Origin of the sequence: Bradyrhizobium sp. UFLA03-84, assembly GCF_002289535.1 — a bacterium.
Taxonomy (GTDB): domain Bacteria; phylum Pseudomonadota; class Alphaproteobacteria; order Rhizobiales; family Xanthobacteraceae; genus Bradyrhizobium; species Bradyrhizobium viridifuturi.
In genome coordinates, this window is sequence record NZ_NSJY01000016.1 from 336,991 (window position 1) to 363,275 (window position 26,285).

General features: G+C 65.6%; 30 protein-coding genes. 13 read left to right on the forward strand and 17 right to left on the reverse strand.

Features of this window, described 5'->3' with window-relative positions; translation table 11 throughout:
* Positions 1-147: 147 nt before the first annotated feature.
* Entirely contained in the window at positions 148-1,374 is a 1,227-nt protein-coding gene (locus CK489_RS31600; RefSeq protein ID WP_095735065.1) for a c-type cytochrome, read from the forward strand.
* Between the two features lie 24 nt (positions 1,375-1,398).
* Here CK489_RS31600 and CK489_RS31605 read toward each other — a convergent pair whose 3' ends face one another.
* Complete coding sequence (locus CK489_RS31605; protein ID WP_050625782.1) at positions 1,399-2,040, reverse strand: trimeric intracellular cation channel family protein; 642 nt, start codon at positions 2,038-2,040, stop codon at positions 1,399-1,401.
* A 145-nt stretch (positions 2,041-2,185) separates the two neighbouring features.
* Between CK489_RS31605 and CK489_RS31610 the strand changes: the two genes are divergently transcribed.
* Entirely contained in the window at positions 2,186-2,629 is a 444-nt protein-coding gene (locus CK489_RS31610) for a hypothetical protein (protein WP_245350564.1), read from the forward strand.
* Positions 2,630-2,691: 62 nt separating this feature from the next.
* Here the strand turns inward: CK489_RS31610 and CK489_RS31615 are convergent, their stop codons facing one another.
* From CK489_RS31615 to CK489_RS31625, 3 genes are read right to left on the reverse strand one after another with little or no spacing between them, the layout of a single operon-like run.
* Positions 2,692-3,510 (reverse strand): isocitrate lyase/PEP mutase family protein, encoded by an 819-nt coding sequence (locus CK489_RS31615; protein WP_095735066.1) that lies wholly within the window; start codon positions 3,508-3,510, stop codon positions 2,692-2,694.
* Between the two features lie 56 nt (positions 3,511-3,566).
* Positions 3,567-3,917, reverse strand: a complete 351-nt coding sequence (locus tag CK489_RS31620) for an antibiotic biosynthesis monooxygenase family protein (protein ID WP_095735067.1) — start codon at positions 3,915-3,917, stop codon at positions 3,567-3,569.
* A gap of 32 nt (positions 3,918-3,949) precedes the next feature.
* Positions 3,950-4,258, reverse strand: coding sequence for an NIPSNAP family protein (locus CK489_RS31625; protein ID WP_095735068.1), 309 nt, complete (start codon positions 4,256-4,258; stop codon positions 3,950-3,952).
* A 102-nt stretch (positions 4,259-4,360) separates the two neighbouring features.
* Between CK489_RS31625 and CK489_RS31630 the strand changes: the two genes are divergently transcribed.
* Complete coding sequence (locus tag CK489_RS31630) at positions 4,361-5,056, forward strand: ArsR/SmtB family transcription factor (protein ID WP_194460876.1); 696 nt, start codon at positions 4,361-4,363, stop codon at positions 5,054-5,056.
* A 311-nt stretch (positions 5,057-5,367) separates the two neighbouring features.
* Complete coding sequence (locus tag CK489_RS31635; RefSeq protein ID WP_050625776.1) at positions 5,368-5,637, forward strand: GCG_CRPN prefix-to-repeats domain-containing protein; 270 nt, start codon at positions 5,368-5,370, stop codon at positions 5,635-5,637.
* A gap of 101 nt (positions 5,638-5,738) precedes the next feature.
* Here CK489_RS31635 and CK489_RS31640 read toward each other — a convergent pair whose 3' ends face one another.
* Positions 5,739-5,984 carry a GCG_CRPN prefix-to-repeats domain-containing protein gene (locus CK489_RS31640; protein ID WP_050625775.1) on the reverse strand — a complete coding sequence of 82 codons (246 nt, stop codon included), beginning with the start codon at positions 5,982-5,984 and terminating at the stop codon, positions 5,739-5,741.
* Between the two features lie 67 nt (positions 5,985-6,051).
* Positions 6,052-6,357 (reverse strand): twin-arginine translocation signal domain-containing protein, encoded by a 306-nt coding sequence (locus CK489_RS31645; protein ID WP_095735069.1) that lies wholly within the window; start codon positions 6,355-6,357, stop codon positions 6,052-6,054.
* 289 nt (positions 6,358-6,646) lie between these two features.
* On the opposite strand from CK489_RS31645, the gene CK489_RS31650 reads away from it, so the two are divergent.
* Positions 6,647-7,003, forward strand: a complete 357-nt coding sequence (locus CK489_RS31650; RefSeq protein ID WP_095735070.1) for a cupin domain-containing protein — start codon at positions 6,647-6,649, stop codon at positions 7,001-7,003.
* 289 nt (positions 7,004-7,292) lie between these two features.
* Here CK489_RS31650 and CK489_RS31655 read toward each other — a convergent pair whose 3' ends face one another.
* The 3 genes from CK489_RS31655 to CK489_RS31665 form a co-directional block, all read right to left on the reverse strand.
* Positions 7,293-7,655, reverse strand: a complete 363-nt coding sequence (locus CK489_RS31655; RefSeq protein WP_244485880.1) for a BA14K family protein — start codon at positions 7,653-7,655, stop codon at positions 7,293-7,295.
* 218 nt (positions 7,656-7,873) lie between these two features.
* Positions 7,874-8,221, reverse strand: coding sequence for a hypothetical protein (locus tag CK489_RS31660; RefSeq protein ID WP_095735071.1), 348 nt, complete (start codon positions 8,219-8,221; stop codon positions 7,874-7,876).
* Positions 8,222-8,361: 140 nt separating this feature from the next.
* On the reverse strand, positions 8,362-9,894 hold the full coding sequence (locus CK489_RS31665) for an acyl-CoA carboxylase subunit beta (RefSeq protein ID WP_095735072.1): 1,533 nt from the start codon (positions 9,892-9,894) through the stop codon (positions 8,362-8,364).
* Positions 9,895-10,053: 159 nt separating this feature from the next.
* Between CK489_RS31665 and CK489_RS31670 the strand changes: the two genes are divergently transcribed.
* A complete protein-coding gene (locus CK489_RS31670; RefSeq protein WP_095735073.1) occupies positions 10,054-10,455 on the forward strand; it encodes a DUF4260 domain-containing protein in 402 nt (133 codons plus the stop codon).
* Here CK489_RS31670 and CK489_RS31675 read toward each other — a convergent pair.
* Positions 10,448-11,248 carry a PilZ domain-containing protein gene (locus CK489_RS31675; protein ID WP_095735074.1) on the reverse strand — a complete coding sequence of 267 codons (801 nt, stop codon included), beginning with the start codon at positions 11,246-11,248 and terminating at the stop codon, positions 10,448-10,450. The two genes, CK489_RS31670 and CK489_RS31675, sit on opposite strands and share 8 nt — an antisense overlap.
* A gap of 163 nt (positions 11,249-11,411) precedes the next feature.
* On the opposite strand from CK489_RS31675, the gene CK489_RS31680 reads away from it, so the two are divergent.
* Entirely contained in the window at positions 11,412-12,413 is a 1,002-nt protein-coding gene (locus tag CK489_RS31680; protein ID WP_095735075.1) for a dienelactone hydrolase family protein, read from the forward strand.
* A gap of 3 nt (positions 12,414-12,416) precedes the next feature.
* Here CK489_RS31680 and CK489_RS31685 read toward each other — a convergent pair whose 3' ends face one another.
* On the reverse strand, positions 12,417-13,328 hold the full coding sequence (locus CK489_RS31685; protein ID WP_050625767.1) for a DMT family transporter: 912 nt from the start codon (positions 13,326-13,328) through the stop codon (positions 12,417-12,419).
* Between the two features lie 154 nt (positions 13,329-13,482).
* Between CK489_RS31685 and CK489_RS31690 the strand changes: the two genes are divergently transcribed.
* On the forward strand, positions 13,483-14,841 hold the full coding sequence (locus CK489_RS31690) for an aminotransferase-like domain-containing protein (protein ID WP_095735076.1): 1,359 nt from the start codon (positions 13,483-13,485) through the stop codon (positions 14,839-14,841).
* A 65-nt stretch (positions 14,842-14,906) separates the two neighbouring features.
* On the opposite strand, the gene CK489_RS31695 is transcribed toward CK489_RS31690, so the two are convergent.
* The 5 genes from CK489_RS31695 to CK489_RS31715 all read right to left on the reverse strand — a co-directional run bounded on the left by CK489_RS31695 (position 14,907) and on the right by CK489_RS31715 (position 19,242).
* Entirely contained in the window at positions 14,907-15,563 is a 657-nt protein-coding gene (locus tag CK489_RS31695; protein WP_095735077.1) for a carboxymuconolactone decarboxylase family protein, read from the reverse strand.
* Between the two features lie 82 nt (positions 15,564-15,645).
* Complete coding sequence (blaOXA, locus tag CK489_RS31700) at positions 15,646-16,458, reverse strand: class D beta-lactamase (RefSeq protein ID WP_095735208.1); 813 nt, start codon at positions 16,456-16,458, stop codon at positions 15,646-15,648.
* Between the two features lie 99 nt (positions 16,459-16,557).
* On the reverse strand, positions 16,558-16,821 hold the full coding sequence (locus tag CK489_RS31705) for an EscU/YscU/HrcU family type III secretion system export apparatus switch protein (protein ID WP_095735078.1): 264 nt from the start codon (positions 16,819-16,821) through the stop codon (positions 16,558-16,560).
* Positions 16,818-18,398 carry a flagellar hook-length control protein FliK gene (gene fliK / locus CK489_RS31710; protein ID WP_095735079.1) on the reverse strand — a complete coding sequence of 527 codons (1,581 nt, stop codon included), beginning with the start codon at positions 18,396-18,398 and terminating at the stop codon, positions 16,818-16,820. The genes CK489_RS31705 and fliK overlap by 4 nt, the downstream gene beginning before the upstream one ends.
* Before the next feature lie 64 nt (positions 18,399-18,462).
* Positions 18,463-19,242 (reverse strand): ATP12 family chaperone protein, encoded by a 780-nt coding sequence (locus CK489_RS31715; protein ID WP_095735080.1) that lies wholly within the window; start codon positions 19,240-19,242, stop codon positions 18,463-18,465.
* A gap of 70 nt (positions 19,243-19,312) precedes the next feature.
* Here CK489_RS31715 and CK489_RS31720 point away from each other — a divergent pair, with 70 nt between their 5' ends.
* The 5 genes from CK489_RS31720 (at position 19,313) to CK489_RS31740 (ending at position 25,858) form a co-directional block, all read left to right on the forward strand.
* Positions 19,313-19,768, forward strand: a complete 456-nt coding sequence (locus CK489_RS31720; RefSeq protein WP_095735081.1) for a hypothetical protein — start codon at positions 19,313-19,315, stop codon at positions 19,766-19,768.
* A 412-nt stretch (positions 19,769-20,180) separates the two neighbouring features.
* Positions 20,181-21,920, forward strand: coding sequence for a multicopper oxidase family protein (locus tag CK489_RS31725; protein WP_095735082.1), 1,740 nt, complete (start codon positions 20,181-20,183; stop codon positions 21,918-21,920).
* Positions 21,920-24,097: an alkaline phosphatase family protein gene (locus CK489_RS31730; protein WP_095735083.1), complete on the forward strand. Its 2,178-nt coding sequence runs from the start codon at positions 21,920-21,922 to the stop codon at positions 24,095-24,097. Before CK489_RS31725 ends, CK489_RS31730 begins: the two co-directional genes overlap by 1 nt.
* Positions 24,098-24,238: 141 nt before the next feature.
* Entirely contained in the window at positions 24,239-24,697 is a 459-nt protein-coding gene (locus CK489_RS31735; RefSeq protein WP_095735084.1) for a GNAT family N-acetyltransferase, read from the forward strand.
* A gap of 102 nt (positions 24,698-24,799) precedes the next feature.
* Positions 24,800-25,858 carry an MBL fold metallo-hydrolase gene (locus CK489_RS31740; RefSeq protein ID WP_158226525.1) on the forward strand — a complete coding sequence of 353 codons (1,059 nt, stop codon included), beginning with the start codon at positions 24,800-24,802 and terminating at the stop codon, positions 25,856-25,858.
* Positions 25,859-25,879: 21 nt separating this feature from the next.
* On the opposite strand, the gene CK489_RS31745 is transcribed toward CK489_RS31740, so the two are convergent.
* Complete coding sequence (locus CK489_RS31745) at positions 25,880-26,203, reverse strand: hypothetical protein (protein WP_095735086.1); 324 nt, start codon at positions 26,201-26,203, stop codon at positions 25,880-25,882.
* Between the last annotated feature and the right edge of the window lie 82 nt (positions 26,204-26,285).

Genomic DNA, 26,285 nt, shown 5'->3' on the forward strand with positions numbered 1-26,285 from the left:
CCGCGCAGCACAATTCTGGGCGACCAAGCCCGTCGCTCAAAAATCGCAATATCGTGCCGGGAATATCCGAGGGCCGTTTCGGTTTCTGTCGCAGGACAGGCCCGCGGCGAAATGGCGTGACGCGTCTTGTGGACCGGAAGGTGATGGATGCGGCGACGATTTCGAACGACGGGTGCGATTCTGGTCACGGCGCTGTTGTGCAGTGCGTTCGCGGCCCGCGAATGCGCCGCTGCGTCAACCGACGACATCATCGCCCGCGGCAAGGCGCTCACGATCGCCGGCGACTGCGCAAGCTGCCACACCGCCGATCCGGCAAAGCCCTTCGCCGGCGGCAAGCGGATCGACACACCGTTCGGCGCGGTGTTCTCTGCGAATCTCACCCCCGATCGCGATACCGGCATCGGCGGTTGGAGCGACGACGATTTCCTCCGCGCGCTGCGGATGGGGGTCTCGCCAAGCGGGACGCATTATTATCCGGCCTTCCCCTACCCTTCCTTCACGAAGCTGATCCGCGACGACATCCTGGCGATCCGCGCCTATCTCGCGACGCTTCCGCCGGTGAGCAACAAGGCGCCGCCGCCGCAGCTGCGCTGGCCGCTGAACTATCGCGCGCTGATGCGGGCCTGGAATGCGCTGTTCTTCACGCCCGGCATCATCCAGCCGGACCAGAGCAAGCCTGCGCAATGGAATCGCGGCCGCTATCTGGTCGAGGCGCTCGGCCATTGCGGCGCCTGCCACACGCCGAAGAATGCCTTCGGCGCTGACAGGCGCGACCAGGCGCTCAGAGGCGGCATGGTGCAAGGCATGTTTGCACCGAGGCTCGACGGCGCCGAGCGCAGCGGGCTGAAATCATGGAGCGCCGCTGACATCGTCGAATACCTGCAGAGCGGCCGCAACGGCCACAGCCATGCCGGTCCCCTGATGTCGGAGGTGGTGGTCAATTCGACCTCGAGGATGAGCGACGCCGACGTGCGCGCCATCGCCGCCTATCTGAAGAGCCTGCCCGCCGGCGCGCCGGAGCCTGCGGTCACCGCGGCCGCGCCGGCGCAGATGAGCAACGGCGAGCGGATCTATCGCGGCGCCTGCGTCGCCTGCCACGAGCTCGACGGCTCCGGCGCGCCGCGGATCTATCCGCCGCTGCCCGGCAACGCCAATCTGCAATCAGCCAATCCGGCGAGCACGCTGCGCATCATCCTCGACGGCGCGCAGACACTCACCACGCCGCGCGCGCCCAACGCAGGCTCGATGCCGGCCTATCCGAAGCTAAGTGATCAGGACGTGGCCGATGTCGCGACCTATATCCGCAATTCCTGGGGCAACGCGGCGCCGGCCGTGACCGCGGACGAGGTCGCCAAGGCACGGACGGCGAAATGAAGGCGCGAACGGGAAAGTAGCGCCTCACCGCTCCTCGCCGGAGAACACGAATTTCGGCATCTCCCATTTGTAGCGGATCGCGAGCATCCGGAAGCTCAGGCCGAGCGCGAAGGTCAGCAGCGTCCAGGCCGTAGGGTTGAGGTTCAGCCCGAACGCGGTCGCATAGAACAGCCCCGTCACCACCGAGACGCTGGCGTAGAGCTCGCTGCGGAACAGCAGCGGCACCTCGTTGCAGAGGATGTCGCGCAGCACGCCGCCGGCGCAGCCGGTGATCATGCCGGAGACGATCACGATCGGCAGCGAGGCGTCGACCTGCCAGGCCACGTCGCAGCCGGCCATGGTGAACACCACGAGCCCGATCGCATCGAGCACCAGGAATGCAAGATTGAGCCTGACCACCAACCGCGCCAGCAGGATGGTGGCGAAGGCGCCGGCGGCGGCGATCGCGAGGTAGATCGGCTGCGCGACCCACAGCAGCGGATAATGTCCGAGCAGCACGTCGCGGATGGTGCCGCCGCCGAGCGCGGTGATCGCCCCCAGCATGCAGACGCCCGCCCAATCCATGCTGCGCCTGCCGGCCGCCAGCGCCGCCGTCATCGATTGCGCCGCAACGGCGATGAACGAGAGCACGTGCAGCACCGAATCGGTGGGCGGCATGGTCCACATTGAAAAGGCCTCACGGAACAGGTCTGGAACCCTCGGAATCGTAGGTTCCTGCATGAACGGGTTGCAACATTGGCGCGGAACATCCCGACGCGCCAGCCATTGTCCCCTGCGTTTAGCTTTGGGGTGCTAACGGAGGAACTTTGCAATGGCCTACAACCCTGACGATCCGTATCGCGCCAACCTGACCGATGACGAAATCCGCCGTCAGGCGCGCTTCAACAGCCTGGACAACGAGTTGCAGCCCGATCCGGAACTGCAGGAGGGACCGGCCAGCGGCACCAAGGTCGCGATGTTCGCAGTTGCGGTGGCCGTGGTGCTCGGCGCGCTGTTCTACGGGTTGAACAATACGTCGGTCCATGAGGCGGGCACGACGCCGTCGACGCAGACCGCGCAGCAACAGCCGGCCAATCCGGCCGGGGCGCCTCCGGGCATGCGCGACGTGACGCCGAAGCCGAACAGCCAGCCCGGCGTGACCACGGGCGCGGCGCCTGCCAGCCCGCCGGCTGCGCCGTCGGACATGAACAAGTCGGACATGAACAAGTCCGACATGAACAAGCCGGCCGCCCCGCCGGCCGAGAATTCGAAGTAACGCGTGACGCAACTGACCAGGCGCGAGCGGCGGGCCCAAGCGGCCCGCCGCTGTTTCGAGGTCTACTTGAACATCTTGTTGAGTTCGCCGCCGGGATAGCCGTTGGCGAATTCGGTGAAGGTGCCCTTCTCGGCCATTTCCTTCGCCGCCTTCATGACACCGCTCCAGGCCATCCGCGCCAGCGCGCCGCCGACGCTGATCCGCCGCACGCCGAGATCGGCCACCGCCTGCAGCGTCAGCTCGGACGCGCCGCCGATCAGGAGATTGACCGGCTTCGGCGCGACCGCCTTCACGACCGCGGAGATCTCCTCCTTGGTCGAGATGCCCGGTGCATAGAGGACGTCTGCCCCGGCCTGCGAATAGGCCTGCAGCCGCTCGATCACCAGGTTGAGGTCTTTCTTTCCCCACAGGAACGCCTCGCAGCGGCCGGTGAGCAACACGCCGCTGTTGTCGGCATCGATCGCCTTGCGCGCCGCCCTGATGCGCTCGACCGCGAGCTTGTGCTCGAACAGCGGATTGGCGGCATCTCCGGTGGAGTCCTCGATCGACAGCCCGGCGACGCCGGTCTTGACGCCGCGTGCGACATTGACCGCAACCTTATCGGGCTCGACGGCGAAGCCGCCCTCGAAATCCGCATTGACCGGAATATCGACCGCCGCACAGATCGCGGTCAGGTGGTCGCAGACATCGTCGATGGTGACGCGGTTGTCGGCCTTGGCGATGGTCCAGGCAAAGCCTGCGCTAGTCGAGGCCAGCGCCTTGAACCCTAGATGCTGCAAGGCGCGGGCGCTGCCGGCATCGAACGGATTCGGAATGATGAAGCATCCGCTCTCGTGCAGCTTCTTGAAGGCTGTGCGTTTGTCAGCAGTTGGCAGTGGCATTGGTCGCTCCCTGAAGTCGTTGGCCGCGGACACATAGGCACGCGCGCTTAGAGGCGCTAGTGCGGCTCATGTACCGCTCGGCTGTCTTTCGGCGCCTGCTCGCGTTCGTTCAATCCGTAGTCGCGCATCACACTCGCAACGCGCAGGCGATAATTGTCGAAAATCCGCGCGCGGCCCTTGGCCTGGGTGCGGCGGTGCTCGATGGTGTTGCGCCAGGCCTCTACCGCAGCCTCGTCGCGGAAGAATGACAGCGACACGAACTTGCCCTTCTCGGTGAGGCTCTCGAACCGCTCGACCGAGATGAAGCCCTCGATCTCCTGCAGGATCGGTTTCAGTTCGGCGGCGAGGTCGAAATACAGATTCCGGTGCTCCGGCTTCGGCCAGACTTCGAAGATCACGGCGATCATGGGCGCCTCCGCTCATTGTTGTTGCGGAACGACTATAGCTCGACCTTGCGCAAAAATGTCCGTTCCTCCGCGAGGATGAAACGGTTTTGTTCCGCGAAGTTGAAATTAGTCATGCCTTCCTTGTCCTGGCGCAGCCGCGCACGATAGGCCTCATAGGCGGCAAGGCTCTCGAACGAGATCAGCGCGAAGCCAATGTTGTTGGTGCCTTCATGCGGCATCCAGTAGCCGAGCAGATCGCCACCGCAGCGCGGGATGATCGACAGCCAGTTCCGCGAATACTCCTCGAACATCGCGCGCTTGAACGGATCGAGCTGGTAGCGGATGAAGACGGTGATGGTCATTGACGAACTCCAGAGTTTCCCGGTCATTGCGTGCCATCGCAATGACGGCACGGTGCAGACTACCGCCTTGCCCGACCTCGATGCTTCGGCTATCATCGAACTATGAAAGCAGGACCCGACATCTCCCGGATCGCCGCCTTGGTCGGCGATCCCGCACGCTGCAACATGCTGACCGCGCTGATGACCGGCCGCGCGCTGACCGCGAGCGAGCTGGCGCAGGAGGCCGGCATCACGCCGCAGACGGCGAGCTCGCATCTCGCCAAGCTCGAGGCCGGCGGACTGATCGAGCCCGAGAAGCAGGGCCGCCACCGCTATTATCGGCTCTCGGACCCCGACGTCGCCGACGTGCTGGAGGGCCTGCAGGGCATCGCCGCCCGCGCCGGCCACATGCGCGTGCGCACCGGGCCGAAGGATCCGGCGCTGCGCCGCGCCCGCATCTGCTACGATCACCTTGCCGGTGATCTCGGCGTGCAGATGCTCGACAGCATGAAGCGGCAGAAGCTGGTTCGCCAGAGCAAGCAGGCGATCGAGCTGACCGGCGAAGGCAAGCGCTTCATGGCGGAGGAGCTGCAGATCGACGCCGATGCGCTGACGCATCCACGCCGTCCGGTGTGCAAGGCCTGCCTCGACTGGAGCGAGCGGCGGCACCATCTCGCCGGCACGCTGGGTGCGGCGATGATGGACCGCTTCACGGAGTTGAAATGGGCCGCGCGGGACACCACGCCGGGCAGCCGCGTCGTCAATTTCTCGCGCAACGGCGAGAAGCGGTTCGCGGCGCTGTTCGGCGCCGGCGAGTAACATCGCACATTCAAGTCAGCGTCGGCGATTTCATGCGCGCCCTCTCGGTCACGCTGGTCTCGCGCTCCGATCCATTTGCATCCGCGTTGTGACGCGCGCTGCGCTCGCGCCTGCGAAATGTTTCGAAATAATGCTGAGCTTGCTTGCGGCGCACTGACGCAGCTGTGAGCTGCAACATTCATGTCGCATTCAGCCCGCAACATTATGTTCGGCGACATCGGGCACGGCTTCTGCAATGATCCGGCCGGGCGAATCGGTAGTCTGAAAGTTTGTTGCGGTGCCGCAGCGCGGCCCAAATAAAAGGAGAAGTCATGAAGTATCTTTTTGCAGCAGCCGTTTTGGTGACGACCGCTTTCGCCGGCATCAGTGCCGCTGATGCGGCCGGTGGCTGCGGCCCGGGCTGGCATCGCGGTCCCTATGGCGGCTGCGTCAGGAATCGTGGCCCCGTCGTGGTTGCGCCGGGCGCGGTCGTGGTTGAGCGCCCCGTCGTCGTCGCGCCTGGCCCGGTCGTGGTGGCGCCGCGCGTTCGCGCCTGCCCCTATGGCTTCGTCTGGCGATATGGCCGTTGCCGCCCGATCTGATCGCGGCGCATTTCGCACAAACAAAACCCCGCCTCGCGCGGGGTTTTTCTTTTGGGTGATCGCGGCAGGCTCGCTCACTTCTGCCTGCCGCGTTCGACTGCTTACCAGTTGCGGAAGCAGCGGCGGCCGAAGGGGCCCGAGTGCCAGCCGCGCGGGCAATTGTACATCGGACGGCAGCCGCCATAGGGACCGCGGTGCCAGCCCGGCCCGCAGCCGCCGGCAACACGAATGGTGTTGTCGGATGCGGCCTGGGCCGGATCGAGCGGTGCGATCGGCATGGCGTGCGACGCCGACAGCGCCGCCAGAGTGAGACCGAACGCAAGCGCGGACGCAGCAATGATTTTCATGAACAGTCCTCTCCGCCGAAATGATCGCGCGTGAAAATACGTCTCACCCCGGCGGCAGACGGTTCAATCACCAGCGGCGCCAGTGATGATGACGGCGCCAATGGCGGTGGCGGTGGCGCCAGCCCCAATGCCGGTGGTGCCAGTGCCGATGATGCCAGCGTCCATGGCCATGGTGCCAGTGCACCTGCTCGGGCTTCAAATGATCAACCTCGTCGCCGGTGGTGACGGCCGGATGCGCATCGCTGCCCGCCGGCGCACGTGCATCCTGGTTGAGGGGAAGCGGCGCGAGCGGCGCCGCCTGGGCGGTTGCTGCGAAAGCGGCCGCGCCGGCGGCGACGCCGAAGGCGATCTTCAGAAAATCCCTGCGTTCCATGAGCGTTTCCCTTTGTTGCTGGGTTGGATCAACCGCACCCGCCGAGTTTTTTCGCCCCGACCTGAACGCTCGCTGAACCGCGCGTTCACGTTTCGCGGAACTCGGTGCGCCGCGGCTGTTGTGACGTCACACAACCATCACGACGTCACGCGACAGCAAGTGCGGTCACATCCGTGCAACCCGCTCTGCGCACGCTGCCGCATCTTGGCCGTCATGCCGATTCCGGTGATGTGTCGCGCGATGAAACAGGACTAGCATCGCGCCACAACAACATCTCAGGGAGGCCGCCATGAAGTCAGGACAACCGCTCAAGGATGCCAGCCACCTCTACGAGGTCGAACGCCGCGCCCTGCACGCCGCCCGCCCCGGGTTCCGCATCATGGAGCTGCAGCTGTCGCCAACCCAGAAAGTGCCGTGGCACACCCACAGCAACATCTCCGACACGTTCTATGTGCTCGAGGGCCAGATGCGGCTGTTCCTGCAGGAGCCAAAGGAGCAAGTGAACCTGAAGGTCGGCGAAGTCTACGCCGTCCGCCCGAACCGCCCGCACCTCGTCACCAACGCCGGCACGAATTCGCTCACCTTCCTGATCCTGCAAGGCGTCGGCGAGTACGACTACGTGCCGTTGGCGACCGGCTCATATTGAGCGCAGCACTCTCAACTCGTCGTCCCTGCCTAGTGCGCAATTGCGCACGGGAGCAGGGACCCATAACCACAGGGTTGAGTTGTCGAAGCGAGCTGGGGCTCCAGTTTCGCAAACCAACTGATATTCGTGATCATGGGTCCCGGGTCGCGCTTCGCTTACCCGGGACGACGTGGGGTGAGATTCCGGTTCACATCTCGAACAGCGATGAGGACAAGCATCCGTCGCTCGTCGGACCACAGTGATGCGAGGGCGCGCAACGCCCTCGCGACTGTCACCTTACCGGCACGAATTACCGGCAGGGATAGCGGCGGCCGTCCTTGCCCTGAAACGTGCCGGTGCCAGGATCATAGGAGCGATAACGCTGCGCGCAGTATGCATCATGCTGCTGAGCTGCAGCGGCCGCCTCCTGCTGCGCGGCGGCGTTCGCCGCTCCGGCAACAATGGCGCCGCCGATCAGGCCGCCGATCAATCCGCCGACCGCAGCGCCGCCGCCTCCACCGCCGTCACAATAACCATGATGGCACCAGACCTTGTGCGTGGCCGACGGCGCCTGAGTCTGCAGATCGCTCGGCAGCAACGGCGCCGCATTCGCCGGAAGCGACGTTGCGAGCAGCGTGACGGACATCACAGCAACAGCAAAACGAGACAGCACGATACAACTCCATTTCCAAAAAGCAGAATGTCCCAGTTAGCGGAGTTGCCCGGATTTTCAATCCCGAAAGTGTGGTTCCATGGGGACAAACCTCCCGGTTGCATTGCTCCATTGTTTGCATTGCAGGCCTGCGGGTTGTTGGCGGCAGTGAGCAACGCGCGACGATGGTGACATCACTCACACATAAGTCGCGCTTATCCGGCAACGCGCGGTGCCGGTCACATCAGCTTCAGCGGCGCATCGTGAACCAGGCGCAGGTCGATATTGCCGATCAGCCGCGCCCGGCGCGCCTCGGCGGTGCTGATGGCGGCCTCGGTCTGCCGCAACGTGCTGACATTCGATCCGAGCGACACGATGCCGCCTAGCACCAGCGCGATCGATCCGAGCGCCGCAGTCTCACCGGAGTTGAACAGGCCAAGCAGCGCAGCGAGCAACAACGCGAACCCACCGGCGATTGCGACCTTCGAGCCGAGAATGATCCTGCGCGATCGTTCGGCGCTCTCGGCAAGCTCCTCGATCTGCGCCTCGATCTCGGAAATCTCGTCGGTCGGCTCGTCTTCGGTCATCGGATTCGAACCTGTAGGGCGGGTTAGGCGGAAGCCGTAACCCTCCGCGGATCGTGCGGAACGAAGGTGGTGGGTTACGCGGAGTTTATTATCGGGCCGCGCTTCGCGCGGACCCGTTGGCAACCCACCCTACGACAGCATTACAGCGGCAGATTGTCGTGCTTCTTCGCCGGGATCTCGACCTTCTTATCCCTGAGCATCGCGAGCGCCCGCGCGATCCGGCGCCTCGTCGAATGCGGCATGATGACGTCGTCGATGTAGCCGCGCTCGGCGGCGATGAATGGCGACAGGAAGCGGTCTTCGTATTCCTTGGTGCGCGCGGCGATCTTGTCGGGGTCGCCGATGTCACTGCGGAAGATGATCTCCACCGCGCCCTTGGCGCCCATGACCGCGATCTGGGCGGTCGGCCAGGCGTAGTTCATGTCGGCGCCGATCTCCTTCGACGCCATGACGTCGAACGCGCCGCCATAGGCCTTGCGGGTGATGATGGTGACGAGCGGTACCGTGCACTGCGAATAGGCGAACAGCAGCTTGGCGCCGTGCTTGATCAGGCCGCCATACTCCTGCGCGGTGCCCGGCAGGAAGCCCGGCACGTCGACGAAGGTGACGATCGGGATGTTGAAGGCATCGCAAAAACGAACGAAGCGCGCGGCCTTGCGTGAGGCGTCCGAGTCGAGCACGCCTGCCAGCACCATCGGCTGGTTGGCGACGAAGCCCACGGTGCGGCCGGCGATACGGCCGAAGCCGGTGACGATGTTCCGGGCGAAGGTCTCCGATATCTCGAAGAAGTCGCCCTCGTCGACGACCTTCAGGATCAGCTCCTTCATGTCGTAGGGCTTGTTCGGATTGTCGGGGATCAGCGTGTCCAAGGACATGTCGACCCGGCCGATGTCGTCGAAGCTCGGCCATTCCGGCACGCCGTCTGTGTTGTTCGACGGCAGGAAGTCGATCAGCCGGCGCATCTGCAACAGCGCATCGACGTCGTTCTCGAAGGCACCGTCGGCGATCGAGGAGCGCGTCGCGTGCACCGAGGCGCCGCCGAGCTCTTCCGCGGTCACCACCTCGTTGGTGACGGTCTTCACCACGTCGGGGCCGGTGACGAACATGTAGCTGGTGTTCTTCACCATGAAGATGAAGTCGGTCATCGCCGGCGAATAGACGTCGCCGCCGGCGCAGGGACCCATGATGACGGAGATCTGCGGGATCACGCCCGAAGCCTGCACGTTGCGGCGGAACACATAGGAATAGCCCGCGAGCGCCGCGACGCCCTCCTGGATGCGCGCACCGCCGGCGTCATAGAGGCCGATGATCGGCGCCCTCGCCTTCATCGCCATGTCCTGAAGTTTTGTGATCTTCAGCGCGTGGGTCTCGGACAGCGAGCCGCCGAACACCGTAAAGTCCTTGGCAAAGACAAAGGTCTTGCGGCCATTGACCGTGCCCCAGCCGGTGACGACGCCGTCGCCGGGGATCTTGGTCTTCTCCATGCCGAACTCGATCGAGCGGTGCTCGACGAACATGTCGAATTCCTCGAACGAGCCCTTGTCCAGCAGGAGCTCGATCCGCTCGCGTGCGGTCAGCTTGCCGCGGGCGTGCTGCGCCTCGATGCGCTTTTCGCCGCCGCCCAATTTCGCGCCGGCGCGCCGCTCTTCGAGGGTGTCGAGGATGTCTTTCATTTGTTTCCGCCCGTGTTAGCTACAGTCCGCGTCCCGGTGCGAGCCGGGTCCGCTTCGTTCGGAATGGCTTTAGCACGGCAATTTCGGAACCGGAAAGGCGCTTGTGGGTCGTATTGAGCGCCAAAACGGTAGGATTTTCCGACATCTGGGGAGACTGCAATGACCGACATGACGACTGAAGCCACCGGCGCCGCGACCGGCGGGGTGCGCACCCTGCTCCGGCTGGAGGGGTTGGTCCTGTTCGTCGGGATGACCGTGCTCTACTACAAGTGGGAGGGTTCCTGGCTGGTCTATGTCCTGCTGTTCCTGGTGCCGGACTTAAGCTTTGCCGCTTACCTGATCAGCCCGCGGATCGGCGCCATTGCCTACAACGCCGCCCACACCTATCTGGCGCCGGTGGCGCTGATGACGCTGGGCTTTGCCGGTGAAGGACCCTTGGTGCTCTCGATCGCGATGATCTGGCTTGCCCATATCGGGATCGACCGCGCGCTCGGCTACGGGCTGAAATACTCGACAGGGTTCGGCTACACCCATCTCGGGCGGATCGGCAAGCTCAGCTGAACTCGACCCCGATCCGGCCTTTCCTGCGCCAGACCACGCGGCAGCGCCGTTCGGTCGCTTCCATTTCCAGCACGAGACGGAAACTGTCGGGGATATCACCCGGATTGGTGGCCTCGACCGCGGCGCCGGTCGCGGAGAGGTTGCGGACGATGCAGGTCATGCTGCGTCGGGCGAAGCTGATCCGCGCCGCCCGCGCGACATTGCGCCGGGAAGCCCGGCGCTGGTCGCCGGCTGCGAGACTCGTCGCGCCGGTCGAGAAGCCGGCACGGACCCTGCCCTGCAGCCGCACGTCCGCCTGCATGTCGAAATGCTTGACGATGCGGGGCCTGCTTCCGACCGCCGTCAATTGCAGCGATGCGAGCAGATGCTCGACCTTCGCGCCGTTGCCGAACGGCAGCAGCAGCCGCTCGCAATCGACCTGCTGAGCGTTGGCATCGATGGTGGAGAACACCATGTAGACCGCGCAGCCGCTTGCGGCGCATTCCTTCGCCGGCGTCAGCGTGATGCGCCGGAGCGACATCGGAACCACCTGCTCCATGGTCTTCCCGGCCCAGGCGGAATTGAACGCCTCGGCTACATTCTCGCCCTGATACATCGCGCGAAACTTGCGCAGGCGCCCCTCGCCTTCGACCGCCCATGCGACGAGTTGCCGGGGATCATGGATCGCGGGATCCGGCTTCAGCTCGCCGAAGGCGGGAAACGGCCGGCCGGCGGCCAGTTGATCCCACTGTGCCAACAGTGCCCGCTGGCTTGCTGACCTGATCGCATCAGGCGCAATGAACCTGAAGGTCATCTGCCCCTCTGATGTCGCGTCAGCGCGGAAGGTGGTCGGCTCGGCTTAATGATCACTGAAACCCGCCCCGCAACAATGCGGGGCGATGCGGCCGGCACCATGAATTACCACTTGGCATGGTTAGCGCGCGCTTTACACTTCGGCCAGACCACAGGGGGAAATCATGCTCAGCTACGGTCGCCTGGCCGCCGTCGGCGCAGTGCTTCTCAGCGCGCTGCTGTTCGCCTGCATCGAGACCAGCGCGCAGCAGATCCCGAAGGAGATCGCATCCCGCACCGAGATCTACGGCATCCCCTCGCTGACGATCTCCGACCACCAGTTCCTGACCGGCGACCGCAACGGCAAGCCGGTCACCGTCGGCGGCGAATTCCGGATCGCGCAAGGAACCGGCCGGCTGCCGGTGGTGGTGCTGATGCACGGGTCGAGCGGCGTCGGCGCCGGCATGGACGGCTGGGTGCGCCACTTCAACGGCATGGGCATCTCGACCTTCGTGATCGACGGCTTCTCCGGCCGCGGCCTGACCGCGACCGGGCCGAACCAGGCGCTGCTCGGCCGGCTCAATTTCATCATCGACATCTATCATTCGCTGGAGATCCTCGCCAAACATCCGAGGGTCGATCCCGAGCGCATCGCGCTGATGGGATTCTCGCGCGGCGGCCAGGCCACGCTCTATGCGAGCCTCGATCGCTTCAACAAGCTCTGGAATAAGTCCGGCGTGCAGTTCGCCGCGTATATCCCGTTCTATCCGGATTGCTCGACCAGCTATCTCACCGACACCGAGGTCGCGGCGCGGCCGATTCGGATCTTTCACGGCACGCCCGACGACTATAACCCGGTCGCAAGCTGCAAGGCCTATGTCACGCGCCTGCAGGAGGCCAAGCGCGACGTGGTGCTGACCGAATATCCCGACTCTGCGCACGGCTTCGACGCCGGCCTGATCGGCAACAACACGGTGGTGGAGGCGAAGGGATCGCAGACCGTACGCCACTGCACCATCAGGGAAGGCGACGGCGGCGTGCTGATGAACGCATCGACGCAGGCGCCGTTCAGCTACAAGGATGCCTGCGTCGAGCTCGGTCCGCACGTCGGCGGCAACCCGGCCACCGCGCTCGAGGCCCGCAAGGCGGTCAGCGATTTCCTGCAGGCGCTGTTCAAGCTGGGCTAGTCGTCAGGCGAAGCGGCGCGCGAACACCACGCAGACGACGACGAGCATGGTCGCAGCGATCATCGACCAGGCCACCGGCTCATGCAGCAGCAGCCCGGCGAGCGCTAGCCCGAAGAACGGCTGCAGCAGCTGCAGCTGGCCGACGCTGGCGATGCCGCCGAGCGCAAGCCCGCGATACCAGAACACGAAGCCGACCAGCATGCTGAAGATCGAGACATAAGCGAGCCCAAGCCAGGCCGGCGCGCCGATGCCCTGCCAGCTCGGCGGCAGCGTCATGATGGTCATCAGCAGCGTCACCGGCACCGAGAGCACCAGCGCCCAGGAGATCACCTGCCAGCCGCCGAGCCGGCGCGACAGCGCCGCACCCTCGGCGTAGCCGAGACCGCAGACGACGATGGCCGCGACCATCAGGAGGTCACCGGTCAGCGAGGCCGATCCGTCGTTCGACAACGCGAACCCGGCCACCGTCGCGCCACCGATACTGGAGAACAGCCAGAACAGCGGCTTCGGCCGCTCGCCGCCGCGCAGCACGCCGAACACCGCGGTCGACAGCGGCAGCAGCCCGATGAACACGATCGAATGCGCCGAGGTGATGTGCTGGAGCGCGAGCGCAGTCAGCAACGGGAAGCCGATCACGACGCCGAGTGCGACAATGGTCAGCGACACCAGATCCCTGCGCTGCGGCCAGGGCTGGCGCAGCACCGCGAGCAGCACGGCGCCGAGCAGCGCCGCGATCGCAGCCCGCGCAGCGGTCAGGAACAATGGCGAGAACCCCGCCACCGCGACGCGCGTCGCCGGCAGCGAGCCGCTGAAGATGATCACGCCGAGCAGGCCGCTGCCCCAGCCCTCCAGCGACGCGCCGCCGCCCGCCTCGCCGGTCCAGGACTTCCCCGACAATGTCTTCGAATCGCTCATCGCGCACCTCGTCTTTCGCGAGCGAGGATAGCGGCGGCGGGCTGGCCAAGGCAGCTACGGATCAGTACAATATCGCCAAACTGTATGGGCAAAGGTAGGCATACACTTGCAACACCCCTCCAATGCGCCGAAAGCGACCCGAACCACCGAGGTGATGAACGCGATCCGCGCCAGGATCGCGAGCCGCGCGCTCGCCGCCGACGACCGCCTGCCCTCGATCCGCAGCTTCGCCGCGACCATGGGCGTCTCGCCCTCGACCGTGGTCGAGGCCTATGACCGGCTTGCCGCCGAGGGCCTGATCCGGGCGCGGCCGGGCTCCGGCTTCTATGTCTCGTCGGCGGCGCTGCCGCCGCTTTCGCTGGCCAAGGACCAGCCGCAGCGCGACCGCGCCGTCGATCCGTTCTGGGTGTCGCGGCAATCGCTCGACGCCGCGAGTGGCGCGCTGAAGCCGGGCTGCGGCTGGCTGCCCGCCGACTGGATGCCGACCGAGGCGCTGCGGCGCGCGTTCCGCGGCCTGGCGCGGGCCGAGGACGCCGTGCTCGCCGATTACGGCGCAACGCGCGGCTCGCTGGCCCTGCGCCGCACGCTGATGGCACGGTTCGCCGACGAGGGCCTCGAAGTGTCGCCCGAGCAGGTGCTGCTGACGATGTCCGGCACCCAGGCGATCGACCTGATCTGCCGCTTCCTGCTGCGGCCCGGCGACACGGTGCTGGTCGACGATCCCTGCTATTTCAATTTCCGGGCGCTGCTGCGCGCCCATCAGGTCAAGCTGGTCAGCGTGCCCTACACCCCGTCGGGGCCCGACGTTGCAAGCTTCGAGGCCGTGCTCGAAGCCGAGCGCCCGCGCCTCTACATCACCGTATCCGGACTGCACAATCCGACCGGCGCGACGATGTCGCCGCAGACCGCGCACCGCGTGCTGAATGCCGCCACCGCCTGCGATCTCACCATCGTCGAGGACGACATCTTCACCGATTTCGAGCCGGAGCCGTCGGCGCGGCTCGCGGCGCTCGACGGGCTGAACCGCGTGATCCGGATCGGCAGCTTCTCCAAGACGCTGTCGGCGTCGTTGCGCTGCGGCTTCATCGCGGCGCGCGCCGACTGGATCGAGCAGCTGGTCGATCTGCAGGTCGCGACCGGGTTCGGCGGCCCCTGCGCGGTCGCGACCGAAATCATCGCCAGCGTCCTGGCGACCGGCTTCTACCGCAAGCATGTCGAGGAGCTGCGCCGGCGGCTCGTACGCGCCCGCCGCGATGTCGGCGAGAAGCTGCAGCGCATCGGCATCGAGCCGTGGCTGATGCCGCGCGGCGGCTTCCAGCTCTGGTGCCGCCTGCCCGACGGCTGCGACTCTGCCGACGTGGCGCGCGCCGCGCTCGCCGACAACATCGTGCTGGCGCCGGGCAACGTGTTCAGCACCACGCAATCGGCCACCGGCTTCATGCGCTTCAACGTCGCCCAGTGCCGCGATCCGAAGCTGATGCCGGCGTTGCAGCGGGCGATCGGGCGCCAATAGCTACCGCGACGACGCTCTGCTCCCTCGCCCCGTTCTTACGGGGCGAGGTGAAGTGGGGGCGCGCCCTACTTCTCCCCAACCTTGAACGGCTCTTCCTTGCCCGGCGGCACGGTCTCCTCGGCCATCGCCAGGATCATCGCGACCATCACGTAGTTGCCGGCGAGTGCGGTGAGATCGACGATCTGCTGATCGTTGAAGATCTTTTTCGCCCGCGCATAGGTCGCGTCGGAAATCTTCTTGGTCGTGGTGAGCTCGGTGACGAAATCGTACACGACCGCCTCGTCGTCGGCCATTTTCGACGGCCGGTTGCCGGCCTTCAACTCGGCGATGACGTCGGCCGACAGCCCGGCCTTGGCCGCCAGCGGTGCGTGCGCGAACCACTCGACCTGCGAGCGCCACTGCCGGCCAATGATCAGGATCGCGAACTCGTTGAGCCTGGTCGGCACCGAGGTCTGCCAGCGCAGATAATAGAACAGATCATAGAGCCGCTGGCCGAGCACCGGGCTGCGGATGATCGGATTGTAGGGCCCGCCGATGCCGACGCTCGACACTTTCATGATCTGCTCGCCGAGCGGCTTCTGCAAATCGTTGAGCTGATCCATCGTGAGCTGCGGGAAGCGCGGCTCCTTGCTCGTCGCGGGCACCGATAACACCGTGGCCGCGAGCCAGCCGCCCGCTGCGGCCAGCGTGAGCGACGAGAGCCAGACTGTTGCCGAATGCATGATTTCCTCCGCTTGATTTTATCGGAGGATGCTAGTCGAGCCGCGCAGCGCCTACCAGCTGCTGCGCGCGCAGGTCAGCCCGTCACAGCGCGACGATATCGGTCAGGCATTGCTGCGTGACGCTCATCCGCGCGTCGATCTGCGCCTGCGTCTTGCAGTCCATGTTCATCGCGAACACGGTGATGTCGCTGCCCTTCTCGGACCATCCGACCAGCCAGCCGAGCGAACCGTGCTCCTTGTCGGTGAGGCCGCTCTTGGCGCGGATGACGGCGTCGCCCACCTTCGTCACCGGGAGAATATCGCGCACCAGCTCCTGGCTGCGCTTGCCGACCGGCAGCACGCCGCGGCGCAGCCGGTCGAGGAAATCGATCTGCTGCACCGGATCGATCCGCAGGTTTCCCTTGACCCAGAACTGGTCGATGCCGCCGCCGATGTCGCGATTGCCGTAGTCGATCGTGTCGAGATACTTCTTCATCCGCTCCTCGCCAATGCGGCGGGCGATCTCCTGGAACACCGGAAAGGCCGACACCGCGATCGCCGAGCGCAACGTGTGATCCTTGTTCCAAGCCTCGATACTGCGGGTGACGCCGTCCCACTTGAAGACGTCCTTGTCCGGATCCTGCACCACGCCGGTGTCGAGCGCGATCAGCGCGTTCGGGATCTTGAAGGTCGAGGCCGGCAGCCGGCCCTCGCCCGAGCGCACCTTGTCGCTCGCGATGATCAGGTAGTCGTCGATCTTGTAGCCGACGAAGGTGCCTTCGGTGCCGAGATCGAAGAACCGCTTCTGCAGGTCCTCGCGAAACTCGCTGCGCTGGTACGACACGTTGGCGACGCTGCGCTGTGGCAGGATGGCGGCGGCAGCAAACAGACCGAGCGCATGGCGACGATGGATCACGGCGGGACTCACAGCAGAACCTGAGCGGTTCGGGTTGGCGACGATGGTGGATGGCATCGTGGTGAAAGGATGGCAACAGGCACTGTCGATTGGATGCGCTCAGCGCGCCCGGCCCGACAGCCGCAGCACGAACACCAGCACCTCGGCGACGGCCTTGTAGAGCTCGGCCGGGATCTCGTCGCCGAGCTCGACATTGGAGAGCGCGCCGGCCAAGACCTCATTCTCTTCGATCGGGATGTCGTTGGCCTTGGCGACCTCGATGATCTTGGCGCCGATCGCGCCCTTGCCTTTTGCCACCACGCGCGGCGCACCGGCATGGTCGTAATGCAGCGCGACCGCAAGCTGGTTCTGCGTCTCGCTCATGATGCGCGGTCCAGGAAATGGCCGGCGCGCGCGGGCGCAGGCTGCGGCGGACTGCCGTCGCGGATCTCGATATCGCCAGGCGTAAGCTCGGCCCTGGTCAGCGCCTGGCTCAACTCGGCGGTGCCGGCGCGCAATTGCACGGCGGTCGAGGGACGTTCCGCCCACATCCGCACCGAGGTGCGCTCGCCGCTCAGCGAGACCAGCGCGTGCACCGGCCCGGCCGGCTCGACGTCGAGCGTGAAGCGCGCCCGCCACACCCGCTTGGCGGCTTCGACTTCGTTGCCGCCGCCATCCCGCGAAATCTCGAACTGCGCCATCGCCGTGCCCTGCTGGGTCAGGAACGGGATCTCGAAATTCCAGCGCGGCACCATCGCATCGAGCTGTGGACGCGTAGCATCGTTGTGACCCGGCAGCGAGGCGACCTGCAGCAGCGTCTGCCGCGCCAGCGCCGCGTCGGTGTTTTCCAGCAGGCGGTGCGCCGTCGTCGCGAGCGGCGCCCCCAGCGCGATCGTGGCCTCGGCGACGGCCTGTGCCGACGGCAGCGCGCCATGAAACGGCGGTGGCGGTGGGCCGCCGCGCGCGGGCAGATCGCCGGGCAGCATCTCCCGCGGCGCGGCGCCCTGCCGTGCGGGGTTGCCGAGCTCATGCAGCGCTTCCTGAATGAGATGGAGCGCACCGCCCGCGGACGGCCCGGCATCGAGCGCATCTGCGAGCGCGCCGGCGAGCCGCGTGGCGCCACGCGTGAGATCCTCGGCAACCGGCACCCGCGCCTGCGGCAACAGGATTTCCTGCACCTCGAGGCTGGGCGTGCCTGATGGCACGAGGCTCGGTGCCGCTCCGGCGCTGGGCAACGCCGGTTGCTGCAGCGGCGTGGACGCGGGCCTCGTGGCATCGCCGGCGCCGAGCGAGGTCAGCGCCTGGCGCAGCACGATCAGCGCAGCCTTCAGATCGGGCACGCCGCCGCTCGCTGGCGCGACGCTGGAGGCCAGCGTCGCCTCCAACAGCAGGCCGGACTTCTGGAAGCCGGCCTTGACGGCATCGCCGCTCAAATTCTCATCGAGGCCGGTCTGCTGCGCCAGCACCTGCGCGATCGCCGCCTGCAGCTTTGGCGGCAGATTGGCGGACGCGACCGCGGTGAGATTGGCAAACAGCGGGGCCTGGCTGCCCTGCACGGCCGCCGCATGCTGGGCCGTGGCGGTGATGGTGATGCGCTCGAGCGGCGTCAGCGCGGCCTTCGGCGCCGTGGCGACCGGTTGCGGCGCGGCCGTGGCGTTGGCCGCTCCCGGCGACAGCTGCACCGCATCGCCGGTGTCCGCGCCTGATCCAACCAGTTGCAGGCGGATGCCGTCATTGCTCTGCGACACAGCAAGCTGCAGGTTTTGGCCCTGCTGCAGCGGCACCTCGGTCTGAACGTCGATCGACAGGCTCGCGATCGCGATCCGCACCAGATCGGCCGACAGCACCTTCAGGACCTGGGCATTGACGACGCTGCCGGCCTCGAGCGTGAGGTCCGGCGCAACGCTGCCTGCCTCGTTCGAGGCGAGCACCGGCAGCACGGGTTTGATGGCGATAGCCATGTCGGAGGTCTCGGCCAGGCGCGAGGGACGTGCCGCAGGCTAGCCCGGCGCCGTAAACCCCTCGTTAACCCGGCTTAAACTCCCGGAGGACGCTGGCGGCGGCCCTGAAATCGACCTGTCGGGCGGCGCGGCGCGCCGCGACCTCCTCGTCGACGCCCCATTTCTCGATATTCCAGTCCTCGTCGACATGGGCGGCGGCCCAGACCTCGTCCTCGTCACGGACGCCATGCGCCAGCGCCAGCGCCAGCAGCGCCGAGCCGGTCAAGGTCGTCACCATATGGAGCGCCGCGACCGGCCAGGGATCGGTCGGGAACGCGGCGCGCGCCGCCCGGATCGCGGGCTCGGGCTGGCCGACATGCATGACCCCTTCAGCCATCACGAAATGGGCGCCGAGCGCATCGGCGGCCCAGAACAGGATCGGATCCCAATGCTCGGCCTCGCGCGCCACCAGCGTCTCGGGATGACCGGCGCGGTAGAACAGCAGATCGCTGCCGAGGAATCTTGCAGCATCGTCGGCGACCTCGTCGACGCGATCGATCACCCCCTCGATCACGCTGTTGGCCAGCCGGGTCACTGGCATGGTAACGGGATCGATGGTCTCGCCCTGCGCATTCCACTCGGCCGCGGCCGCGTCGGCAATGGCGCGGGTCGGCACCACGATCGGCTTGCCGGACGGCGAGCGGATCTGTTTGCCGTCGAGCGTGATCGCAAATCCACCGTCGGCATCAGTGACGCCGGCGCTGGTGTAGAAGCGCTTGCGCTGCGGCGTGCGGATGTGGCGCCGCACCGCCTCCTGCGGATCGAGCGGGGCTTGTTCAGGGATATCGTCGAAGAGTTCGCGCATCGCGCCGGCCGGCTTTCGTTTCAAATGATTTCCCTGCAAGATATGCCAGCGGCAGAGGCAAATAAAGCTGATGGGACGCGGCAAATTCCTCGTGGGTTTCTCCCTGGTTGCGGCGGTTTTCGGAGCCGCCGCCACCGATGCCGGGTTCCGCACGCCGGAATCGCTGATCCGCAACGTCTACGCCCATTATGGCAAGGGCAGCGCCGCGTTTTCCAATGGCCTGCCGCGCGACGAGGACACCGCTCGGCAATTCTTCGATTCCAGCCTGCGCCGCGCCTGGACCGCCCTGCACGACGCGCCCTACGATTTCCTGGTGCAGAGCCCGACCTGGCGGATCGGCCCGATCTCGATCGCAACGCCGCGCCGGCAGTTCGACAAGACCGATGTGACCGTGACCTTCGACAATGAAGGCCGCGCCGTCACGCTCAACTTCATCGTCGTCAACGGACCCGACGGCTGGGTGATTGCGGATGTCGAGAGCCCGCACGATTCCTTGCGGATGTTCCTGGCGCAGTTCAGGCGGTAGTCTCACTTGTCGGCACGACCGCAGATGACAGGATCGGCGACACCGAAAAATTTTCTATCGATTGCCTGCGCGTCTTCGTATCTCCGCAATTCAGTCCGCGAATGCGCCATCCGATTGATCGCTCAGCAGGTTTGAACATCGCGCACGCCGCTGCGTCGAAGTGCCGCAAATTCCTGTCATCTGCGCGTTAAAAACCTGCCAGATTTCGGCAACAACGCGCGGCTAGCCTCGCATCACCAAACAGAAACTTTGTCGACCATTGCGGTCGCAAGACGTGGACTGACGTCATGCAAGACGTCGGTCGTGCCCTTGCGCGCGCGTGGCGGCGTATTGGCGGGGCGGCGTGACACGACGACTTTCGACCGTTTGTTGTGTCATCGCTGCAGCTTGCCTCGGGCTTGCCGCGAGCGGCATGACGACCTGGCTCGCCGCAGCAGGCGTGCAGGATGCGCCGCGCACGCAACCGGACGTTTGTACCCGGCCCGCGCCCGGAAGCGCGATCGAGGAACCCGCCGAACTGCGCAGCCGCGACGGCGTGCTCGAAACCGAGCTCAGTATCCATGACCAGAAGCTACCCGACGGAACGAGCCGCTATTGCTATCTGACGCCGGACGGGAAGCCGTCGCCGACCCTGCGGCTGAAGCCGGGCGATCAGCTCGTCATTCATTTCAAGAACGACCTCGTCGATCTCGATACGGCAACGCCAGCGATCGACCGCCCGCTCGCCGGCGCGCCGATCTGCACGACGCGGAAGCAGGCGGACATTTGCGCGAGCGGCGCGATGACGCCGATCTCGACCAACCTGCACTTCCACGGGCTGACCGTGCCGCCGGTCTGCCACCAGGATGACGTGCTGAAGACCTCGATCCAGCCCGACGACGCGCCGTTCGACTATCGCCTGCGCATTCCCGACGACGCGGCGCCCGGCCTCTATTGGTATCACCCGCACCTGCACGGCTTCAGCAAGACGCAGGTGCTCGGCGGCGCCTCCGGCGCCATCATCATCGAAGGCATCGAGCGTGCCAATGCACAGCTCGCCGGCCTGCCAGAGCGCGTGCTCGTGATCCGCGACCAGGATCTCGTCAATCCCGACGCACCGCCGTCGAAATTCGAGCCGGTCATGACCAAGAGCCAGCTCGACAATGACGGCGACGTCGCCAACTCCGGCACCGGCTTCGGCAAGCCGTCGAAGGATCTTTCCGTCAATTTCGTGCCGGTGCCCTATCCGAACTATCCGGCGGCAAGGCTGACGATAAAGCCCGGCGAGCGGCAGCTCTGGCGGGTGCTGAACGCGTCCGCGATCACCTATCTCAACCTCGCGCTGCTGGTCGGCCGCGCGCCACAGCAGATCGGCATCGTCGGGCTCGACGGCGTGCCGCTGCAATTCCAGGGCAGCCCATCGCCGCCGGTGCAATGGGTCAACCATATCGGCCTGCCGCCGGGCTCGCGCGCCGAGTTCATCGTCGAAGGACCGCCGGCCGGTGCGTCCGCCTTGCTGGTGACGCGCGCGGTCGACACCGGCCCCGCCGGCGAAAACGACCCCAACCGCGCGCTGGTCGCCGTCACGACCTCGGCCAATGCAAGCAAGCCGCAAGCCGTGCTGCCTGCGCGCGCCGAGCCGCTGCCACGGCCAGAGCGACCGTGGGTCGGCAACGTCGCACCGGTGCGCATCAGAAAACTATTCTTCTCCGAGCAGCCGGAGAACCCGAACGACCCGAACAGCCCGACCAAGTTCTTCATGACCCTCGACGGCGAGACGCCGAAGCCATTCGATCCAAACTCCGACGTGCCCGACATCACCGTGCGCCAGGGCGATGTCGAGGACTGGATCATCGAGAACCGCTCGATGGAGCTGCATGATTTCCACATCCATCAGCTTCACTTCCAGCTGCTCGACTGGTCCGGCGTCGCGGTCAACGAGCCGTTCCTGCGCGATACCGTCAACGTGCCCTACTACAACGGCCGCATGCTGAAATATCCGAGCGTGCGCCTGCGCATGGATTTTCGCGATCCCAACATCGTCGGCACATTCGTCTACCACTGCCACGTCCTCGAGCATGAGGACGGCGGCATGATGGGACGGATCAGGGTCGTGCCACGAGACACTGCAAGTTCCACCAAGCCGCTCACTCAGCAAAAAGGAGAGCTTTAATGCGCGACAGGCACAAGTCACGTTGGCTGCAAGGTTGCCGCCTCACCCTCAGCGCACTGGCGCTGGGCCAGTTCACCGCCGGCCCCGTCCTTGCACAGGACTGGGATCACCACGGCGGACACGAGACCCGGACGCCGATCAAGCACGTGATCGTCATCATCGGCGAGAACCGCAGCTTCGACCATGTGTTCGCGACCTACGTGCCCGAGCGCCGCGACCAGAGCGTGTTCAACCTGCTCTCGCAGGGCATCGTCAAGCTCGACGCCGGCAAGAATGCGATCCCCGGGCCGAACTTCGAAAAGGCGCATCAGCAGGCGGCCATGGATAACGGCCCGAACGATGCGTTCCTGCTGAGCCCGCCGAAGCAGAACTTCCCCAAGGATCAGCTGCCGTCTCCGCTGGTCGGCGGCCCCAAGGTCTCCTACATCCCGAACAAGTGCGGCAGCTCGCCGATCACCACCTGCGAGGCATCGCTGGTGCTGGCACAGCAGTCAGAATCCGGCCTGCCGTCCGAGTACTACCAATACCTGCTCTCCGGCGGCACTGGTCAGACCTCGCAGACCCCCGACCAGCGCATCAGCAATGTCAGCACGCTGCCCGCCGGTCCGTTCCAGCTCACCAACGCGGACGGCATGCCCTACGACTCCTATTCGGCAAGCCCGGTGCATCGCTTCTACCAGATGTGGCAACAGCTGAACTGCAACCACTCGTCCGCCAGCCGCGACAATCCATCGGGCTGCGGCGGCAATCTGTTCGCCTGGGTCGAAGTGACCGTCGGCGCCGGCGCCAACGGTGCGACGCAGCCCTCGAACTTCTCCACCGACTATTCGCCGACGGCGACGACCACGGGCGAGGGTTCGACGGCGCTCGGATTCTACAACGTGCAGAAGGGCGACGCGCCCTACTTCACATCGCTCGCGCAGAAATACGCGATGAGCGACAACTTCCACCAGTCCGTCAACGGCGGAACCGGCGCCAACCACATCATGTTCGGTCATGCCGACATGATCTATTTCAGCGATACCTACGGCAACGCAGCCGTCCCGCCGAACGGCACGCAGGTGTTCGGCGGCACACCCGACGCCGGCATCGTCCATCAGATCGAGAATCCGAACCCGGCGCCCGGCACCAACAACTGGTACACCGAGGACGGCTACGGCGCCGGCGGCAATGGCGGCTTCGCGCCGCCCTATCAGACCAACCCGGTGTCCGGCGGCGGCTCCTACAGCGACTGCTCGGATCCAGGCCAGCCCGGCGTCAAGCCGATCCTGGACTATCTGAAAAACATCCGGATCCACCCGAATTGCGAGCCGGGCCACTATTATCTTTTGAACAACTACAACCCGGGTTACTTCGGCAACGGCAAGAACGCCTACACCGACACCAACCCGTCCAACACCCCGTTCACGATCCCGCCGTCGACCCGCAAGAGCATCGGCGACAGCCTGAACGAGCGGAATATCTCCTGGAAGTATTACGGCGACCAGTGGAACAACTACGTCAACGATCCTTACCAACTCAACTGGGGCGTGGCCGGTCCGACCGCCGACGAGTACTGCAACATCTGCAATCCGTTCCAGTACGACACCTCGATCATGTCGCACCCGGAACAGGTCGCAGCCCATATCAAGGACTCGGTTGATCTGTACTCCGATCTCTCCAAGCACTCGCTGCCGGCGGTCTCGATCGTCAAACCAAGCGGCTTCACGGACGGTCACCCGTCGTCGTCCAAGCTCAATCTGTTCGAAGGCTTCGCGAAGAAGATCGTCGATCAGGTCCAGGCCTCGGACTACGCCAAGGACACTGCGATCTTCATCACGTTCGACGAAGGTGGCGGCTACTTCGACTCCGGCTACGTGCAGCCGCTCGACTATTTCGGCGACGGCACGCGTATTCCGATGATCGTGGTGTCGCCGTACGCGCGGCAGGGCCACATCTCGCATGAATATGCCGATCACGTCTCGATCCTCAAATTCATCGAGCGCAACTGGCGCCTGGAGCCCATCACCCATCGCAGCCGCGACAACTTCCCGATCCCGGTTGCGGCGCCCGGCAATCCCTATGTTCCGGTCAACAGCCCGGCGCTCAGCGACATGTTCGACTTCTTCGACTTCGACGGCGGCGGCCATCACCACCATGGTGACGGCGACGACCAGGGTGGCAACTGGAACCACTGACGGGCGCACCTCGCGACACAGATCAATCCGCCGGCCCGAAAGGCCGGCGGATTTCGTTTGCGCCGGACCGGATGTCCTTCTCCTGCGCGAGCCTGTAATCTGTCCGGTGACACCGATCCCGCCTCGATGGAATCCCGTTCAATGACGTCAATCGCCTTCCGCCCAGCTCAGCCCGCCGACCTTCCGGCGATCATTGCCCTCCTCGCCAACGACATGCTGGGGGCGCAGCGGGAGGATTCGAGCTCGCCACCCAACCCGCGATATGTCGCTGCGCTCGAAGCCATCCTCGCCGATCCCAACCAGTTGCAGGTCGTTGCGACCCTGGACGATGCGGTGATCGGCTGCCTGCAACTCACCTTCATTCCCGGACTGGCGCGCATGGGGGCCTGGCGCGGACTGATCGAAGCGGTCCGAATTGCCGAAATGCAACGGAGCTCAGGCGTTGGACAGCAGATGTTCGAATGGGCGATCGCGCAATGCAGGGCAAGAGGCTGCGACCTCGTGCAACTCACCACCGACAAGGCGCGCCCCGACGCGCACCGCTTCTACGAACGGCTCGGATTCGTCGGCAGCCACATCGGCTACAAGTTGAACCTTTGACGCGATTGCCGCCGGCATCGCTGCGACGCGGCCGTGCGCTTGTGGCCCATCGCGAAGTCCGGCAATCTGTGCGGCACCGGAATGACGACGGGAGCCGACAGCATGCAACGCCTCTCTCTTCCGATCGCCCTGCTGACGGCCGCCTGGTTGCACGTCCCATTGCCCGCTCAAGCGGCGCCCTGCATGCTCGTCACCCTGACCGGCACGATGAGCGGGCCGGCCCTCATCAATGGCGTCGCCGGCGCCGGTACCCTCGTGCGCTACGGCGACGACAGCACCGGCTGCAGCACGACGAAGCTGCAGTTCGACGCCGGCCGCGGCACCGTTTTACGGCTGTCACAATTGAATATCGATCCGGCAGAGATCGATGCCGTGTTCTTCACCCATATGCATTCGGACCACACCGAGGGCTTCGTCGACCTCCTGCTCGCGCGCTGGAACTGGAGCTCCAGCAGAGCCAAGGTCGATGTCGTCTGCAGCAGCGATGCGCCTTCACCGCTCGGCTTCACCATGAGCTGCGGCAAGTTCTTGACACATATCGGTGACGCCTTCGTCCAGTCCGGCGAAATCGCGCAACGGGTTTCGGAGGACAAGAGACGATTGGCGGGCGGACCTGCCGAGCTCGCGCACCTCATCACGTTCGAGCCGAGCGACGAGCCGCAGCTGGTTTGGACGAAGGGCGACATCAAGGTGAGCGCGATCCGCTCGACCCACGTTGCCGGCCACGCCTCGTTCCGCGTCGACACGCCTGCCGGCAGCGTCGTGATCGGCGGCGATGCCAGCAACGACAGCCCGGCCCCGCCCCGCCCGACCTCGACATCGGCGCAAGTCGAGAAGCTGGCGCAGGGCGCCGAGGTGATCGTGCATTCGACCATGCACCCGATCATGGGTCCGGAACGCGACAGCGGCATGCCGCCCCCGGTCTACTATCGCCAGAGCCTGACACCAGACCTTGGCGCCATGGCGAAACGCGCGGGCGCCAAATACCTGATGCTGACCCATCTGGCGCCGCAGGTCGGGGCGACGCATCACGGTCCCTACAAGGTGCCTGGCGGTGCGCTGACCGAAGCCGACTACCGCAGCGCCGCCGAGGCGGGCGGCTTCACCGGCACGACGATCGTCGGCTCCGATCTCGCCACGCTGCGGCTTCCGGCTCGATAGCGCGGTCCGGATTCTGACGTGTCACTCGCGCGTGTTGGCGCAGGATCGCGAATAGGCGGCGCGATCACTCTGGTTCAGACCGGCGGCTGCGGCCTCGTCGAGGCACCGGTTGATACGGTCCCCGAACGAACTGCGCGCGGGAGCACGCAGGTTCGGCTGCGTGACCGCGTCCATCTTGGGAACCGGCGGCACCTCGATCTTGGGCGGCGGTGGCGGCGGTGGCGGCGGCGGCAGTGTCGGATTGTAGATCGAGCCACCGGGCCCGAGGATCTGCCTTTGCGCAAAGGCGCTCGGCGCGCCGATGACCCAGAGCAAGGTGCAGGCAACAATCAAGGATCGCTTCATAGCCTATATCTCGTGACGGCGCGGCGCTGGTTCAAGTGATTGCCAGCTGCATCAACGCCGCCGTTGATATGCGAGTTCCCCA

Excerpts from the sequence above, each read along its gene's own strand:
- CK489_RS31720 (WP_095735081.1), top strand. The coding sequence starts at position 19,313 with ATGGGACGCGGCAAATTCCTCGTGGGTTTCTCCCTGGTTGCGGCGGTT.
- CK489_RS31725 (WP_095735082.1), top strand. The coding sequence starts at position 20,181 with ATGACGACCTGGCTCGCCGCAGCAGGCGTGCAGGATGCGCCGCGCACG.
- CK489_RS31615 (WP_095735066.1), bottom strand. The coding sequence starts at position 3,510 with ATGCCACTGCCAACTGCTGACAAACGCACAGCCTTCAAGAAGCTGCAC.
- CK489_RS31625 (WP_095735068.1), bottom strand. The coding sequence starts at position 4,258 with ATGACCATCACCGTCTTCATCCGCTACCAGCTCGATCCGTTCAAGCGC.
- CK489_RS31665 (WP_095735072.1), bottom strand. The coding sequence starts at position 9,894 with ATGAAAGACATCCTCGACACCCTCGAAGAGCGGCGCGCCGGCGCGAAA.
- CK489_RS31650 (WP_095735070.1), top strand. The coding sequence starts at position 6,647 with ATGAAGTCAGGACAACCGCTCAAGGATGCCAGCCACCTCTACGAGGTC.
- fliK (WP_095735079.1), bottom strand. The coding sequence starts at position 18,398 with ATGGCTATCGCCATCAAACCCGTGCTGCCGGTGCTCGCCTCGAACGAG.
- CK489_RS31640 (WP_050625775.1), bottom strand. The coding sequence starts at position 5,984 with ATGAAAATCATTGCTGCGTCCGCGCTTGCGTTCGGTCTCACTCTGGCG.
- CK489_RS31670 (WP_095735073.1), top strand. The coding sequence starts at position 10,054 with ATGACCGACATGACGACTGAAGCCACCGGCGCCGCGACCGGCGGGGTG.
- CK489_RS31695 (WP_095735077.1), bottom strand. The coding sequence starts at position 15,563 with ATGCATTCGGCAACAGTCTGGCTCTCGTCGCTCACGCTGGCCGCAGCG.
- CK489_RS31730 (WP_095735083.1), top strand. The coding sequence starts at position 21,920 with ATGCGCGACAGGCACAAGTCACGTTGGCTGCAAGGTTGCCGCCTCACC.
- CK489_RS31660 (WP_095735071.1), bottom strand. The coding sequence starts at position 8,221 with ATGACCGAAGACGAGCCGACCGACGAGATTTCCGAGATCGAGGCGCAG.
- CK489_RS31740 (WP_158226525.1), top strand. The coding sequence starts at position 24,800 with ATGCAACGCCTCTCTCTTCCGATCGCCCTGCTGACGGCCGCCTGGTTG.
- CK489_RS31600 (WP_095735065.1), top strand. The coding sequence starts at position 148 with ATGCGGCGACGATTTCGAACGACGGGTGCGATTCTGGTCACGGCGCTG.
- CK489_RS31645 (WP_095735069.1), bottom strand. The coding sequence starts at position 6,357 with ATGGAACGCAGGGATTTTCTGAAGATCGCCTTCGGCGTCGCCGCCGGC.
- CK489_RS31635 (WP_050625776.1), top strand. The coding sequence starts at position 5,368 with ATGAAGTATCTTTTTGCAGCAGCCGTTTTGGTGACGACCGCTTTCGCC.
- CK489_RS31675 (WP_095735074.1), bottom strand. The coding sequence starts at position 11,248 with ATGACCTTCAGGTTCATTGCGCCTGATGCGATCAGGTCAGCAAGCCAG.
- CK489_RS31610 (WP_245350564.1), top strand. The coding sequence starts at position 2,186 with ATGGCCTACAACCCTGACGATCCGTATCGCGCCAACCTGACCGATGAC.
- CK489_RS31620 (WP_095735067.1), bottom strand. The coding sequence starts at position 3,917 with ATGATCGCCGTGATCTTCGAAGTCTGGCCGAAGCCGGAGCACCGGAAT.
- CK489_RS31685 (WP_050625767.1), bottom strand. The coding sequence starts at position 13,328 with ATGAGCGATTCGAAGACATTGTCGGGGAAGTCCTGGACCGGCGAGGCG.
- CK489_RS31715 (WP_095735080.1), bottom strand. The coding sequence starts at position 19,242 with ATGCGCGAACTCTTCGACGATATCCCTGAACAAGCCCCGCTCGATCCG.
- CK489_RS31605 (WP_050625782.1), bottom strand. The coding sequence starts at position 2,040 with ATGTGGACCATGCCGCCCACCGATTCGGTGCTGCACGTGCTCTCGTTC.
- CK489_RS31690 (WP_095735076.1), top strand. The coding sequence starts at position 13,483 with ATGAACGCGATCCGCGCCAGGATCGCGAGCCGCGCGCTCGCCGCCGAC.
- CK489_RS31630 (WP_194460876.1), top strand. The coding sequence starts at position 4,361 with ATGAAAGCAGGACCCGACATCTCCCGGATCGCCGCCTTGGTCGGCGAT.
- CK489_RS31680 (WP_095735075.1), top strand. The coding sequence starts at position 11,412 with ATGCTCAGCTACGGTCGCCTGGCCGCCGTCGGCGCAGTGCTTCTCAGC.
- CK489_RS31745 (WP_095735086.1), bottom strand. The coding sequence starts at position 26,203 with ATGAAGCGATCCTTGATTGTTGCCTGCACCTTGCTCTGGGTCATCGGC.
- CK489_RS31735 (WP_095735084.1), top strand. The coding sequence starts at position 24,239 with ATGACGTCAATCGCCTTCCGCCCAGCTCAGCCCGCCGACCTTCCGGCG.
- CK489_RS31705 (WP_095735078.1), bottom strand. The coding sequence starts at position 16,821 with ATGAGCGAGACGCAGAACCAGCTTGCGGTCGCGCTGCATTACGACCAT.